This is a genomic window from Cupriavidus pinatubonensis, from assembly GCF_019602855.1.
GTDB lineage: Bacteria > Pseudomonadota > Gammaproteobacteria > Burkholderiales > Burkholderiaceae > Cupriavidus > Cupriavidus pinatubonensis.
The window spans coordinates 792,687-805,825 of the sequence record NZ_CP080767.1; the positions used below are offsets into that span (position 1 = coordinate 792,687).

At 64.5% G+C, this 13,139-nt stretch carries 10 protein-coding genes; 3 read left to right on the plus strand and 7 right to left on the minus strand.

Annotation, left to right across the window (positions count from 1 at the left end; translation table 11 throughout):
• Nucleotide 1: 1 nt before the first annotated feature.
• The 7 genes from K2O51_RS16155 to K2O51_RS16185 all read right to left on the minus strand — a co-directional run bounded on the left by K2O51_RS16155 (nt 2) and on the right by K2O51_RS16185 (nt 9,060).
• Nucleotides 2-1,300, minus strand: a complete 1,299-nt coding sequence (locus K2O51_RS16155; RefSeq protein ID WP_220631648.1) for an FAD-binding oxidoreductase — start codon at nt 1,298-1,300, stop codon at nt 2-4.
• Nucleotides 1,294-2,727: a UbiA family prenyltransferase gene (locus tag K2O51_RS16160; RefSeq protein WP_220631368.1), complete on the minus strand. Its 1,434-nt coding sequence runs from the start codon at nt 2,725-2,727 to the stop codon at nt 1,294-1,296. The genes K2O51_RS16155 and K2O51_RS16160 overlap by 7 nt, the downstream gene beginning before the upstream one ends.
• Before the next feature lie 365 nt (nt 2,728-3,092).
• Entirely contained in the window at nt 3,093-4,175 is a 1,083-nt protein-coding gene (locus K2O51_RS16165; protein ID WP_220631369.1) for a glycosyltransferase family 4 protein, read from the minus strand.
• On the minus strand, nt 4,172-5,431 hold the full coding sequence (locus K2O51_RS16170; protein ID WP_220631370.1) for a lipopolysaccharide biosynthesis protein: 1,260 nt from the start codon (nt 5,429-5,431) through the stop codon (nt 4,172-4,174). The genes K2O51_RS16165 and K2O51_RS16170 overlap by 4 nt, the downstream gene beginning before the upstream one ends.
• Nucleotides 5,428-6,570 carry a glycosyltransferase gene (locus K2O51_RS16175; protein ID WP_220631371.1) on the minus strand — a complete coding sequence of 381 codons (1,143 nt, stop codon included), beginning with the start codon at nt 6,568-6,570 and terminating at the stop codon, nt 5,428-5,430. The genes K2O51_RS16170 and K2O51_RS16175 overlap by 4 nt, the downstream gene beginning before the upstream one ends.
• 38 nt (nt 6,571-6,608) lie before the next feature.
• On the minus strand, nt 6,609-7,922 hold the full coding sequence (locus tag K2O51_RS16180) for a sugar transferase (RefSeq protein WP_011296928.1): 1,314 nt from the start codon (nt 7,920-7,922) through the stop codon (nt 6,609-6,611).
• Nucleotides 7,909-9,060 (minus strand): glycosyltransferase family 4 protein, encoded by a 1,152-nt coding sequence (locus K2O51_RS16185; RefSeq protein ID WP_220631372.1) that lies wholly within the window; start codon nt 9,058-9,060, stop codon nt 7,909-7,911. Before K2O51_RS16185 ends, K2O51_RS16180 begins: the two co-directional genes overlap by 14 nt.
• A gap of 268 nt (nt 9,061-9,328) precedes the next feature.
• Between K2O51_RS16185 and K2O51_RS16190 the strand changes: the two genes are divergently transcribed.
• From K2O51_RS16190 to waaA, 3 genes are read left to right on the plus strand one after another with little or no spacing between them, the layout of a single operon-like run.
• Entirely contained in the window at nt 9,329-10,714 is a 1,386-nt protein-coding gene (locus K2O51_RS16190) for a phosphomannomutase/phosphoglucomutase (RefSeq protein WP_220631373.1), read from the plus strand.
• Nucleotides 10,695-11,792, plus strand: a complete 1,098-nt coding sequence (gene waaC / locus K2O51_RS16195; RefSeq protein WP_425332994.1) for a lipopolysaccharide heptosyltransferase I — start codon at nt 10,695-10,697, stop codon at nt 11,790-11,792. The genes K2O51_RS16190 and waaC overlap by 20 nt, the downstream gene beginning before the upstream one ends.
• Nucleotides 11,792-13,081 (plus strand): lipid IV(A) 3-deoxy-D-manno-octulosonic acid transferase, encoded by a 1,290-nt coding sequence (gene waaA, locus K2O51_RS16200; RefSeq protein WP_220631374.1) that lies wholly within the window; start codon nt 11,792-11,794, stop codon nt 13,079-13,081. Before waaC ends, waaA begins: the two co-directional genes overlap by 1 nt.
• Nucleotides 13,082-13,139 lie beyond the last annotated feature (58 nt).

The window sequence follows — 13,139 nt, forward strand, 5'->3', positions numbered from 1 at the left end:
GTCAGTGTCCCATGAGTCTGCGTGACAGGGCGGAGCTGATGCCCGGATCACGAAATGGAAGAAATTCCGCGAGTCGCGGATAGCCGGCTTCAAAAAGGTCGCGTGGCATGCGTGCGTCCTTGGCCGGATAGAGCCGCCCGCGTGCGTCGCGGACAATGGCGTCAAGGCGATCGAATAGCCTCGCAGTCTTCTCACCCCGGTTGGGGAAATCGAGCGCGAGCGTGACGCCGGGCTCTGGAAAGCTCAGCATTCCGGGCGCCTGCCGGTCACCGAAGGTCTTGAGCACGGCCAAGAACGAGCCCTCGCCCGACCGGGCGATCTCGGTCAGCATGGCTTGGACGGCGTCGCGGCCGACCGCACGCGGTACCACGCTCTGGTACTGGAAGAAGCCCTTGGGACCGTAGATACGGTTCCATTCGTGCAGGTTGTCGAGCGGGTAGAAGAACGGCTCATAGTGGGCCACGCCATGTCCCGCTTTCCACTTGTTCAGATGGAAGTAGGCGGTATTGAATGGCCGAAGCGTCAGTCCGTTGACCAGTGAAACCGGTGGCACGAACGGCATCGTCTTGCTGCGGCCCTTTGGCTCTGGCAAGCCAGTCGCAGCGCTCGGATTGCCGCGCATGAAGAGCCCGCGCTGCGAGCTGCCGCCCAGGCAGTCGATCCAGGAGACCGTGTGCTCCCAATCGGCCTCCGAGCTATCGGCAATGGCGAAAAATTCGTCCAGGTTGGCATAGGGCAGGGTTTCGGTGTCGAGCCACGGCCCTGCAACTCGCCGCAGTTGCAGCTCTGCGGTCACGATGACTCCGCTCAGCCCCAGCCCCCCGATGGTCGCGGCGAACCATTCGGGCTGCTCATCCGGGCCGCATTCGAGCACGCTGCCATCGGTACGCACCAGCGTCAGCCTGCGAACGTGGTCACCGAATGAACCGAAGACATGGTGGTTCTTGCCATGCACGTCGTTTGCGATGGCGCCGCCGACCGTGATGAGCTGGGTGCCTGGTGTTACCGGCAGCATCCAGCCGCGCGGCAGCGCGAGATGCTGGATGTCGCGCAGCAGTACACCGGCCTCGCAGACCAAGTGCCCGTTCGTGTCGTCGAACGCGATGAACCGGTCGAGACCGGTCGTCTTCCAGAGCGTGTGGCCGGGATTGAGGCAGACGTCGCCATAGCTACGGCCCATGCCGTGCGCAAGCCCGGGCAAAGAGCCGGCAAGGTGCCGCGCCACCTGCGTCCGGTCGGTCAGTGCCTGCACTTCATGTTCCCAGCTTGCGAGCCGGCCCCACGACGAGACGCCTACCACGGCCACCCCACGGTCCCCATCGCCAGCACGGCGGCGAACGCAACGCCGGCGAGCTGGCTGGCGCGGTCCTTGACTGCGAAGATCAGCGGGTCGTCATGCATCTGGCCGCGGTGTGCCTTCATCCACATCCAGCTGACCCAAAACAGCATGATGGGCACGGCACCCCAGATGAATTCGGGGGTGCTGTAGAGCACCAGCACGGAATCGCTATTGAGATAGAGCGCGAGCACCAGGACGGATGCGTAGCCAGCGCCAATGCCAAGTGACTGGATCAGCTGCGCATCGCTGGTGTAATAGCCGCGGCCATGGACTTTCTCCTTGCCGTTCTGCAGCTGAACTTCGAGTTCGGCGTAGCGTTTGACGAACGCCAGCGACATGAACAGGAAGATCGAAAACGCCAGCAGCCAGAACGTCATCGGCAGCATGGCCGCAGCGGCGCCGGCGATGATTCGCAGCGTGTAGAGCAAGGCCAGCACAAGGCAGTCCACAAGGATGATCCGCTTGAGTGCCAGGGAATAGGCGCAGGTGACGATGAAGTAAACCGCCAGCCAGGGCAGGAAACTGCCGCCGACGAACCACCCCAGCGCCACGCTGATGAGCAGCAGCACAGGCGCCAGTATCACCCCTTTCCATGCGGGAACCTGGCCAGACGCAAAGGGGCGAAAGCGCTTGCGCGGGTGCTGGCGATCGCTTTCCAGGTCGAGCAGGTCGTTGGCGATATAGACCGATGAGGCGCAGATGCTGAACGAGAAGAACGCCAGGAGCATCGCGATCCAGGTCGAACCGCTTGTCAGCTCATGGCCGGCAAACATCGGCACGAACAGCAGCACGTTCTTGAGCCACTGGTGGACCCGCAGCACGCGGCGCCATGTCGTGAAGCCGAGCCCTTCCGCCGGGAACACCCGTTCGACTTCGCAGCAGCCACCGGCAGCTTTGGCCAGGCTGGCCGATCCGTTGACCACGATGGCATTGCGCGCGCAGCGCCAGACGGCGATGTCGGCGCTGGAGTTGCCAACATAGTCGAACCCGGCCTGACCGTAGCGTTGGTGAAGAACTGCGGCTTTGTTGGGCCCGGCGAGGTTCGTGACGCCATCGCTGGCCATGACCTCATCGAAAATGGTCAGATGTTCGGCAATGGCGAGTGCCAGCGATTTGTCGGACGCCGTGCACAAAACCAGCTTGCGGCCTTCAGCCTTCTGCACCTTGAGCCATTCGAGCAGCTCGGCATTGTAGGGCAGGGAGGCGGGGTCGATGTCGACTAGTCCTGCCAGGCGTTCCTTGAGCACCGCCTTGCCTCGCGAAAGCCAGAGAGGGATGCGCAGGACGCTTCCCGGGCTGTCCCGCAAGACGCGCAGTGCGGATTCGTGGAGCATGTCCGTACGAATCAGTGTGCCGTCCAGGTCGACTACGAGTGGCATGGAAACCAAGAAAACCCCTCCCTTAAACTTGTTATATGTACCGCTCGCACGAGATCGGCATGGCGGCAGCCAATGGCGTTGGCGCGGCCTGTGGTCAATACTCGGATCTCGGATTCTCTAGCCCGGGCGCTGCTGGCACGGGCGAAGATAACGAGCCGGCGTATCCCGGCCGCCCCAGCCTGTGTGGCCATTTGGTTTCGCATGAGTGCGAACACAGTGTTCCCGCAATGAACTCGGTATTTTAACGGCATCTTTCAGCCGTGTACCGGGTCGCGAGTCTATTTAAGGTCACAATGCAACGGTACTTTGGCTCGGATATAGATGGAAAGCCACACGGAGCCGCCTCCGATCACAGCCGCCCCATCAGCCTCCGATCACAGCCGCCCCATCAATTTGCCCCACTTTGCCGCAATGTCCTGCAAAGCAAATGCCCCAGCCTTTTCTCTTCCTGTCGCGCCAATCCGCGCGGCCTCGGCCGGCTTGCGGATGAGCCGCAACAACCCTTCCGCGAGCGATTCTGCGTTGCCAGCCGAAACCAGTAATGCGTTTTTGCCATCCTCTAGCAATTCCTTTGGCCCGGTCTCGCAATCTGTCGAAACTATTGGTAATCCAAACGCCATAGCCTCAAGCAGCACAAGCCCAAATCCTTCATATCGCGAACTCAGGCAGAACATCGAAGCTTGCTCATAAGCTCGCGCTGCATCTCGGCAAACGCCCGGCAAGATGACGGTTTCGCGGAGCGTCAGTTGGTCAACCAGCGCAGTCAACGCCCGCCGATCTTCCCCCTCCCCATGAATGACAAGCTTCCAATCCGGCGCTTCAGCGGCAACTCGCTTCCACGCCCGAATCAACACATCAAAACCCTTCGCATGCACCAGCCGGCCCATCGCCAGCACAGTCTTGCCTGTCCGCGGCGCCGGTTCCTCCGGAAACGGAAAGGGTAGCGGATTGGGGATCACAACCACATGGCTGCGCGGCCGCAATGCTTCTTCCCACCGCCGCCGATCCCGCTCAGTCAGCACGACAACATGCTTGCAGTAGCGCCCTGCCAACCGCCGCGCAAATCTTCGAGCCCGCCTCCCAAGATCCTCATCAAAGTGGCAATGCTCCCACGCAATATGCTCGACCCCCAACCCAACCGTAGCCGGTAGCGCAAACAGCATAAGCATAGTGTCAACCTGCACGAGCACGTCGACCTTCCGGTCGCGACAATACCGGCGAATTCCCGCCACAGTCGCCAGATAGGCCTTCTTGAACGACGGCCGTTCCGCGAACAACGCTTCATGTTGCACGGCAGGATGCAGCGGAAAACAACTGTCCTTGTCCCACAGACTCAAAATGCTGACGGTATGCCCGGATTCGGCCAGCGCGTTAGCAATGACCGCAGTCATCCGTTCAGCCCCAGCCATCGCATTCAGCGTCCCGGTCAGAAAGCAGACATGACGACCTTTGCTCATGCCTTTGCCCCGTGCGGCGCAGGTGTCCCTTGTGTCTGACGCAGCCAGATCGCGATACCGAACGCGATAGCGAGCAGGTTTGCCACTGCATATCCGAGAATCGCCCCGCGCGCCCCCAAATGCGGGATCGCGATGCTATCCACAACGATAGTGGTAGCAAACACAATGCCCCACTTGATGGCGACCAACTGCGGCCGGCGCATATAGACGGGTAGCAGCGTAAGGCCCACGTCCGCGAACACGAGCGCGGAGACCATGGCTGCAAGCTGCAACAACTCCGCGGCAGAGGCAAACGCCGAGCCGTAGAGCAGTTGGATGATCCAGTGCGCGGATATGGCGATGATGAGTCCGCCCATGACGCCAACCGCTACCATGCCAACCGCGATTCGCGCGATATTCCGCCGAGCCTGAGCCAGCGTCGGCTGCGCATACACATACATCGGCGCGATGCCAGCGGCAAGGATGCTGGCCACGGTCACGAAGTTGTCCAGTATTTGCATGGTCGCCGCATAGGCGCCGAATTCGGATAACGAAACGAATGGCTTGAGCAGCAGTTGGTCCACGCGGCGGGATCCCATCATCAGCATGAAGCTGACCCAGAACAGCGTGCCGTTGCTGAAAAGCTCCCTTGCCAGGCCGGCATCCGCGCTGACGCGCGCCTTGGGTGCGCGGGACAGGTAGAACTGCGCCAACAACAATGCTGCAAGAATAGGTTCGATAGAAATCGCGGCCGCGTAGGCCGGCACACTCTCGTTGCCGAGCCAGAACAACAGCCCGACAGCAGCAGCCTTGACGATCAGTGAAGAAATATTGATGACCGCGTTTGGCCGCGTGCGCGTATGGGACTGCATCCATGCCGTCACGATGCCGGAAGGCTCGCGCAGCAGGACGGCGATACCGAGTATCAAGGCCGGGATCCATGTCTCCGGTCCTTGTTGGGTCACGAGCATGAAGGCGCCAATCATCAGATACGCCAGCACGCCCGCCCCAAACCGCAACCCAAAGGCATGCACCACCAACCGATGCTGTGCGGCCGGATCCGTATTCGCCACCAGCCGTGGAATCACTACCTCACCACCGCAAATCAACGCCACCGACGCCGCGATATACACCACCGCCTGCGCATACTGAAAATGCGCAAATCCCTCCGGCCCCAACCCCCGTGCCAGCATGGCGACGATGCCGATGCCGCCTGCGACCTGCAGACCGCGCTCCGTCAGCATCCATGCGAGGTTGCTCGCAACTTGCCGTCTCATCGGGCAGGCTCCGGTATGCCGTTGCCTGCCACACCGGTCAGCGCGGCGTAGCAACCAATCCATTGCCGGGCGACGGCTTCGAGGCTGAACTTGTCCACAATGCGCTGACGTCGGGCCATCTGTTCCCCTGACATGCCGACGCCGCACGCCATGGCCCGGTCGAGGGCGTCAGCCAATGCCTCTACGCTACCGCAAGGCACGATCTTCCCGGCATCGCCGAGCAGTTCCGCTACGCCTGCCGCATCTGTGGCCACCACGGCACAGCCGCTGGCCAACGCTTCGCCAATCACAAGCGGCATGCCTTCAATATCGGACGACAAGGCGAACACGTCGGCGGCATTCAGCAACGCCGGTACGTCGTTGCGCATGCCCAGCAATGTGACGACACTCTGCACGCCGAGGCGGTCGATGGTCGCCTCGAGCGTGCTTCGTACCGGACCCGCTCCTACGATGAACAAGCGCATGGCTCCCGATGGCGTTGCGGAATCTGCTTGGCGCACCAATCGCGCAAAGGCTTCGATCAGAACGTGCTGGGCCTTCTCGGGCACCAGCCGGCCCACGTTGATGATGACTCGCGTGTCTGCGTCCACGCCCAACGCTGCGCGTGTCGACTGCCGCCGTGCCGGATCTGGACGGAAAAGAGCGGTGTCGATGCCGTTGGGCACAACGCGGATGCGTTCCGGAGCGACGGCGCCGGCTGCAATCATGGCCTGTCGTCCTGCCTCGCTGACATGCGTGGTCAGCGCCGCCCACCGGTCGGTCAGGCGATAGGCGAGCATGCGGACCCGTCCCCCTTCGCGCGCACTGTGCGCCGAGCACAGCACCTGCGGTGCGTCGGTCACTGCCGCGAGGACTCGCGCAGCAAGATTGGCGTGGACCATATGGGCGTGGATGACATCGGGTCGCCACTGCCGTACAAACCGATTCAGCCGCCATAGCGACCTCGCAAACGACGGCAAAGTCTTGCGCATGCCGAGGTGCAGCACAGTGGCGCCCTCGGGCAACGATACCTCTTGCTCCGCCGTCAGGCTTACAACTGCCACCGCATGCCCGTCACGCAAGAATTGCCGTGCAAGCGCGGCAATCTGCTGTTCCGCGCCACCCATCTTGAGGCCGGTACAAAGTAGCAGGATCCGCATGGGCCGTTGCGCGGGCATGCCGGTCGATGCTTGCACCGTCACCGGGCACCGTACCCGGTCAGGATCGTCTGCATCGTCTTCAGGGCAATCAGCAGGTCCAGCGCAAACGAGCAATGCTTGACGTAGTAGAGGTCGTAGCTGAGCTTGGTCACGGTTTCTTCGTGCGTGCCCACATACCCTTGCTGAACCTGCGCCCAGCCGGACAGACCCGGTCGCACCAGATGGCGATACGGGTAGTAGGCGATGGTGCGCTCGAAGTCCTCGACCATCGGAATCTGTTCAGGGCGGGGGCCGATCAGGCTCATGTCGCCGATCAGCACGTTCCACAGCTGCGGGATTTCATCGAGTCGGTATTTGCGGATGAACCGGCCGACGCCCGTCACCCGCGGGTCCCGGCGCGCGGCAAACTGCGCGTTGCCTGAGTTATCCACAGCCATGCTGCGGAATTTGAGCATGGTGAAGGGTTTGCCCAGCAGGCCGGCGCGGACCTGGCGGAAGAGTGCAGGCCCCGGCGATTCCAGGCGGATGGCCGCCGCGACGATCAGTCCCAGCGGCAATGCAAGCGGAGCGAGGCAGACTACCGTGCCGATGTCGATCACGCGCTTGAGGTAGCCATAGAAGTAATGCGCGGCGTAATCGTCGAGGAAATTCTCGTCGATGTGCGCCAGGCCCACACGGCCGGTCAGCATCTCGCCGACGCGCTCGACCGAATAGATGCGTACATGGCTCAGTTTTAACTGGGCCAGGGCGCGGGTACGCTCGGGATCGGCCGCGGCGTTGCGGTCGAGCATCAGGCCGTCGCAGTTCACGGCCTCGGCCAGCGAGTTGATGGGCTGGAAGCGGGTGCGGCCGGCCGGGGCCGCGCCGGGCATGGCGAGCATGGCTTCCAATTGAGCGAGCGCGGCAGCATCGGCATAGCCGAAGACCGGTACATAGTTGCGCACGAAATGCCGGTAGCCGAACCAGATCCAGGCCAGCGTGGTGAAGTAGGCCAGCAGGAAGGCGCCGCGCGAGTATTCGATATGGAAACCCGCAAATACGAACAGCAACGCCGCGAAGGGCAGCGTCGCCGCCAGCCCCGCGAGGCTGTTGCCTTCCATCGCCGGCAGGTGCAGCGAGCGGTGCAGCAGGACGAAAGCCGCCAGGTACGGCGCGATCGACCACACCAGCGTGCGATGGAAGACGTAGGTCACGAAGCCGGCGCGCTGGGCCAGTTCGGCCAGGGCGATGTTGATGCCGAACAACAGCAATCCGAACAGGGCCCATGCCAGCATGCGGCTGGCGCGGCGGATGGTTTCGGAGCCGGTGGCGCGGCTGGCCGCGGGCCGGCGCAGGCTGTCAGTTTTCTGCATGGCGTTGTCGTGCGGACGCTTGGTAGCGCGGGGCGCTGGCGAGCGTGTCCTGGTAGACGGCCCAGGTAGCCTGGATCATGCGCGTCAGGCCGAACTGTTGCTCCCAGCGCTGGCGTGCCAAGCGGCCGAGGGCTTCGCGCCGGGGCGCGTCGGCGGCCAGCGCCTGGAGCGCGCGCGCCAGGGTTTGCGGGCGGTTGTCTTCCAGCAGGATGCCACAACGCCCATCATCGAGTTGTTCGCGGATGCCGGGCAGGTCGCTGGCGATCACTGGCAAGCCGGCCCGCATGGCTTCCAGCACGGACAGGGGGAAGGCCTCATGGTCCGAAACCAGCACGAACACCTGTGCCGAGGCCAGCAGGCCCGGGACGTCATGGACACTGCCCGGCAGGCCCACACGTGCTGGCGCCAAGGCCTGTGCCCGAGCGCGGATGGCCGCCAGTTGCGGACCATCGCCCGCCATGACCAGTTCGCAATCCGTCAGCCCGGCCTGCGCAAAGGCGTCCAGAAGGACGTCGGGGCGTTTGGGGCGGGCAAAGCGCGCCACCATGGCGATGCGGCGCAGCGGGTCGCGCGGTGTCGCGCGCGCTGTCACATCGTCCAGCCCATTGCGGATCACGCTGATACGCGACGCGGCGATCGGCAGGCTACGCGCCAGTTCGCGTTCACCGTCCGCCACGCAGATCAGCCGGGTGGTCAAGGGTGCTAGCAACCATTCCCCCACGCGCGCCGCGAGGCGCTGGCGCCAAGGCGCGGCGGGCTTGAAGGCGAAGCCGTGCACCGTATAGATCACAGGAATCCCCAGCATCCTGCCGGCGACGCGCCCAAGTGCGCCTGCCTTGGCGCTGTGGGCATGGATGATGTCGGGTGCAACCTGACGCAGTGCGGTATTCAACTCTCGGAGGGTCCGAACCGCGCGCACCGGAGAGAGCGCATTGTCCAGCGTGCGCAAGCGTATGGCCGGAATGCCAGCCGCCTGCGCCGTGGCGAACAGGTGCCCGTCGCCACCCGCCAGCAAGGTCACATCGGCATGCTGGCGCATTGCTTGCATCAGGTCTGCCACATGCGCCTGTGCTCCACCGATCTCCGAATTCGTGATCAGGTAGGCAATGCGCGGGCGGCGGGCGGCTGTGGCTGACAAGGGATTCCGGGCAAACGGGACCGTGGCTGGCTTATTGCAGGACAGTTCAGGTAGGACAGGTGAGGCTGGCCTCGCGCACGAACGCGCCGGGCGCCAAGAGCAAGCGCGACAAGGCCGCCGGACGGCAGAACGGCGCACCTTTGGAGGCGGCGGCGTGATTATAGCGCCGGCCATCTCCGCGATCCGGCAAAATAACGCCTTTGGCGCAACGGGCGTCCCGCTGCCGGGACAGCATCTGCCAGCAGAATCTAATCACTGGAACCCCCCTATGCAAATCGATCCCAGCATCTTCAAAGCCTACGACATCCGCGGCATCGTCGGTAAGACGCTGACCCGCGATGTGGCCCACCTGATCGGCCTGTCCTTCGGCTCCGCGGCGGCGGAAGCTGGCGAGAAGGCCGTAGTAGTCGGCCGCGACGGCCGTCTGTCGGGGCCCGATCTCATCGGCGGCCTGGTCGATGGCCTGCGTGCCACCGGCATGGACGTGATCGATCTCGGCATGGTCGCGACGCCGATGGTCTATTTCGGCACGAACATCGAGCTGGATGGCGTAAAGGCCACTTCCGGCATCATGGTCACCGGCAGCCACAATCCGCCGGACTACAACGGCTTCAAGATGGTGCTGGCCGGCAAGGCGATCTACGGCGAGCAGATTCAGGGTCTGCGCCAGCGCATCGAGGCGGGCAACTTCGCCAACGGTGCAGGTGCCTACCGCCAATGCGATGTGCGCCAGCAGTACCTTGATCGCATCACGAGCGACGTGAAGCTGGCCCGCCCGATGAAGATCGCGCTCGACGCCGGCAACGGCGTGGCTGGCGCCTTCGTCGGTGACCTGTTCCGCGGCCTGGGCTGCGAGGTGACCGAGCTGTTCTGCGACGTCGACGGCAACTTCCCGAACCATCACCCCGATCCTGCCCACGTGGAAAACCTGCGGGACCTGATGAAGTGCCTGCACGAGACCGATTGCGAGCTGGGCCTGGCCTTCGACGGCGATGGCGACCGCTTGGGCGTGGTGACCAAGGACGGCCAGGTCATCTTCCCCGACCGCCAACTGATGCTGTTCGCCGAAGAGATCCTTGGCCGCAATCCGGGCGCGCAGGTGATCTACGACGTCAAGTGCACCGGCAAGCTGGCACCGTGGATCCGCGCGCACGGCGGCGAGCCGCTGATGTGGAAGACCGGCCATTCGCTGGTCAAGGCCAAGCTCAAGGAAACCGGCGCGCCGATCGCCGGCGAGATGAGCGGCCACGTGTTCTTCAAGGACCGCTGGTACGGCTTTGACGATGGCCTGTACACCGGCGCGCGCCTGCTCGAGATCCTGTCACGCCATACCGATCCGAGCGCCGTGCTGAACGCGCTGCCGAACGCCAACAACACGCCGGAACTGCAGCTCAAGTGCGCGGAAGGCGAGCCGTTCACGCTGCTGGACAAGATCAAGGCCAACGCCAAGTTCGAGGGCGCGCGCGAGGTTATCACCATCGATGGCGTGCGCGTGGAGTATCCCGATGGCTTTGGTCTTGCACGCCCGTCCAACACCACGCCTGTGGTGGTGATGCGTTTCGAGGCTGACAACGACGCGGCGCTGGCCCGTATCCAGGCTGAATTCAAGCGTGTGATCCTGGCCGAAAAGCCTGATGCCAAGCTCCCGTTCTGAGCAGATGCGTGAGGCGATGGCCGCTCCGGCGGCGCCGCACGCCGTGACGCAGGCGGTGCCGTTCGTGTTGCCAGCGAATCCGCGCATCCTTGTGGTCAAGGTCTCGTCGCTTGGTGATGTTGTCCACAACATGCCGCTGATCCATGACCTGCGCGCAAGATGGCCCGGCGCGCAGATCGACTGGGTGGTGGAGGAGGGCTATGTCGACCTCGTGCGCCTGCTGCCGGACGTGGCGCGCGTGATTCCGTTTGCGCTGCGCCGCTGGCGCAAGCGCTTTTGGCAGTCGGCTATCTGGGACGAGATCGGCGGGGTTCGCGATGCGTTGCGCGCGCAGCGCTATGACGCAGTGATCGAAAGCCAGGGGCTGCTGAAGACCGCCGTGGTGGCGCGCGTCGCCGCGCGGGCGGCCAATGCGCCGATCATCGGCCTTGGCAACCGAACGCAGGGCTCCGGCTACGAGCCGGTCGCGCGGCTGCTGTACACCGATCCCGTCCGCGTCCCGCGCCAGGCGCATTCGGTGCGCCGCTCGCGCCTGCTTGGCGCCGCACTGACGGGCACGGCACCGCCCGAGCCGCCGAAATTCTTCGGCGTATCGGCGCAATCGCTCCATGTCGAGGATCCGATCTGGGCCCAACTACCGGCACGCTTTGCGGTGTGCTTCCATGCCACCGCCGGCGCGAAGAAGAAGTGGCCGGTCGCAAACTGGCATGCACTCGGCCAACGACTGCAGGCGGATGGCCTCATGATGCTGCTGCCGTGGGGCAATGAGGCGGAGCGCCGTGCGGCGCAGGAGATTGCCGCAGGCGTGCCCGGCGCGCAGGTCCTCCCGCGCTTCTCTGTCATGCAGGGCTTCGGGCTGATCAACCGCGCAGAGGTCGTGGTGGGGGTCGATACCGGGCTCGTCCATATCGCCGCGGCATTGTGCCGGCCCACAGTGGAAATCTATACCGCCACCTGGCGCTGGAAGACCGAAGGCTACTGGTCCGAACGCATCGCCAATGTGGGCGACGACGGCGTCGTGCCCACGGTCGATGAAGTCTGGCAGGCCACGTGCCGCGTGCGCGGGACAGGAAACTGATGCTACGCGTTCTGTACAGCTTGCTTTGGGTCGTCGTCCTGCCGTTGGCGCTGCTGCGGCTGGCATGGCGCGGTCGCAAGGAGCCGGGCTACGTTCAACATGTTGGCGAGCGTCTCGGCGCCTACGGACACCTGCCCGCGCAAGGTCCATGGCTGTGGGTGCATGCGGTGTCCGTGGGCGAGACCCGCGCCGCACAGCCGCTGGTCGAGGCGCTGCTAGGCGCCTATCCGTCCCACCGGCTGCTGCTCACGCACATGACGCCGACCGGCCGGCAGACCGGCGCGCAGCTTTTCGGCAAGGAGCCCCGCGTACTCCAGTGCTATCTGCCCTATGACCTGCCGTGGCTGGTGCGTCGTTTCCTGCGGTATTTCCAGCCGGCGGCGGGCATGCTGATGGAAACCGAGGTCTGGCCGAATCTCGTACGCGGTGCGCGCCGTGCCGGCGTGCCGCTGTTCCTCGTCAATGCTCGGCTGTCGCCGCGCAGCTACCGCCGCACGGCGCGTTTTGGACGCGCCGCAGCCGCCATGTACGCGGACTTTGCCGGCGTCCTGGCCCAGACCAGCGGTGACGCGGAGCGGTTCCAGGCGCTGGGCATTGATGCGGTGCAGATCACCGGCAACCTCAAATTCGACATGCAGCCGGCGCCAGCCGGTGTCGAGCGCGGCCATCGCTTGCGTCAGGGTTTCGGCGGCCGTGCCGTGCTCGCTGCGGCCAGCACGCGTGAAGGGGAGGAGCCGTTGCTGCTCGATGCGCTGTCTCGCTGGGCGCAGTTGGGTGGCCAGACGCCACGGCCTGCGCTGCTGCTTGTGCCGCGACATCCGCAACGCTTTGACGAGGTGGCGAGCATGGCTGAGCGCGCGGGCTTCACGGTCCAGCGCCGCAGCGAAATGGATATCGACAAGCTGGCTGGGCCCATCACCGCCGACATCGTGCTCGGCGATTCGATGGGCGAGATGGCGATGTACTTTGCCGCCTCGGACCTGGCCTTCGTCGGCGGCAGCCTGCTGCCGCTCGGCGGGCAGAACCTGATCGAGTCCTGCGCAGTGGGCACTCCGGTGCTGGTCGGCCCGCATACGTTCAATTTTGCGCAGGCAACGGAAGATGCGATCGCGGCCGGCGCATGCCGGCGCGTGACGAATGCCGACGAGCTGATGCAGGCTGCGGCCGGCCTGCTCGCCGATGCCGCGGCGCTGGCCGACATGCGCGCGCATGCACGCACGTTTGCGGGCATGCACCGCGGTGCCACCGTGCGCACGCTGGCCGCGGTGGCGCCCGCGCTGGGCGCCTGAGCCGGCATCGCGCAATCCATGCCGCGCAGGGAATTCGCGGCAATGCCCCAGGCTCTAA

Coding starts and splice junctions, on each gene's coding strand:
- waaA (WP_220631374.1), top strand. CDS start 11,792: ATGCTACGCGTTCTGTACAGCTTGCTTTGGGTCGTCGTCCTGCCGTTG.
- K2O51_RS16165 (WP_220631369.1), bottom strand. CDS start 4,175: ATGAGCAAAGGTCGTCATGTCTGCTTTCTGACCGGGACGCTGAATGCG.
- K2O51_RS16190 (WP_220631373.1), top strand. CDS start 9,329: ATGCAAATCGATCCCAGCATCTTCAAAGCCTACGACATCCGCGGCATC.
- K2O51_RS16170 (WP_220631370.1), bottom strand. CDS start 5,431: ATGAGACGGCAAGTTGCGAGCAACCTCGCATGGATGCTGACGGAGCGC.
- K2O51_RS16175 (WP_220631371.1), bottom strand. CDS start 6,570: ATGCGGATCCTGCTACTTTGTACCGGCCTCAAGATGGGTGGCGCGGAA.
- waaC (WP_425332994.1), top strand. CDS start 10,695: ATGCCAAGCTCCCGTTCTGAGCAGATGCGTGAGGCGATGGCCGCTCCG.
- K2O51_RS16180 (WP_011296928.1), bottom strand. CDS start 7,922: ATGCAGAAAACTGACAGCCTGCGCCGGCCCGCGGCCAGCCGCGCCACC.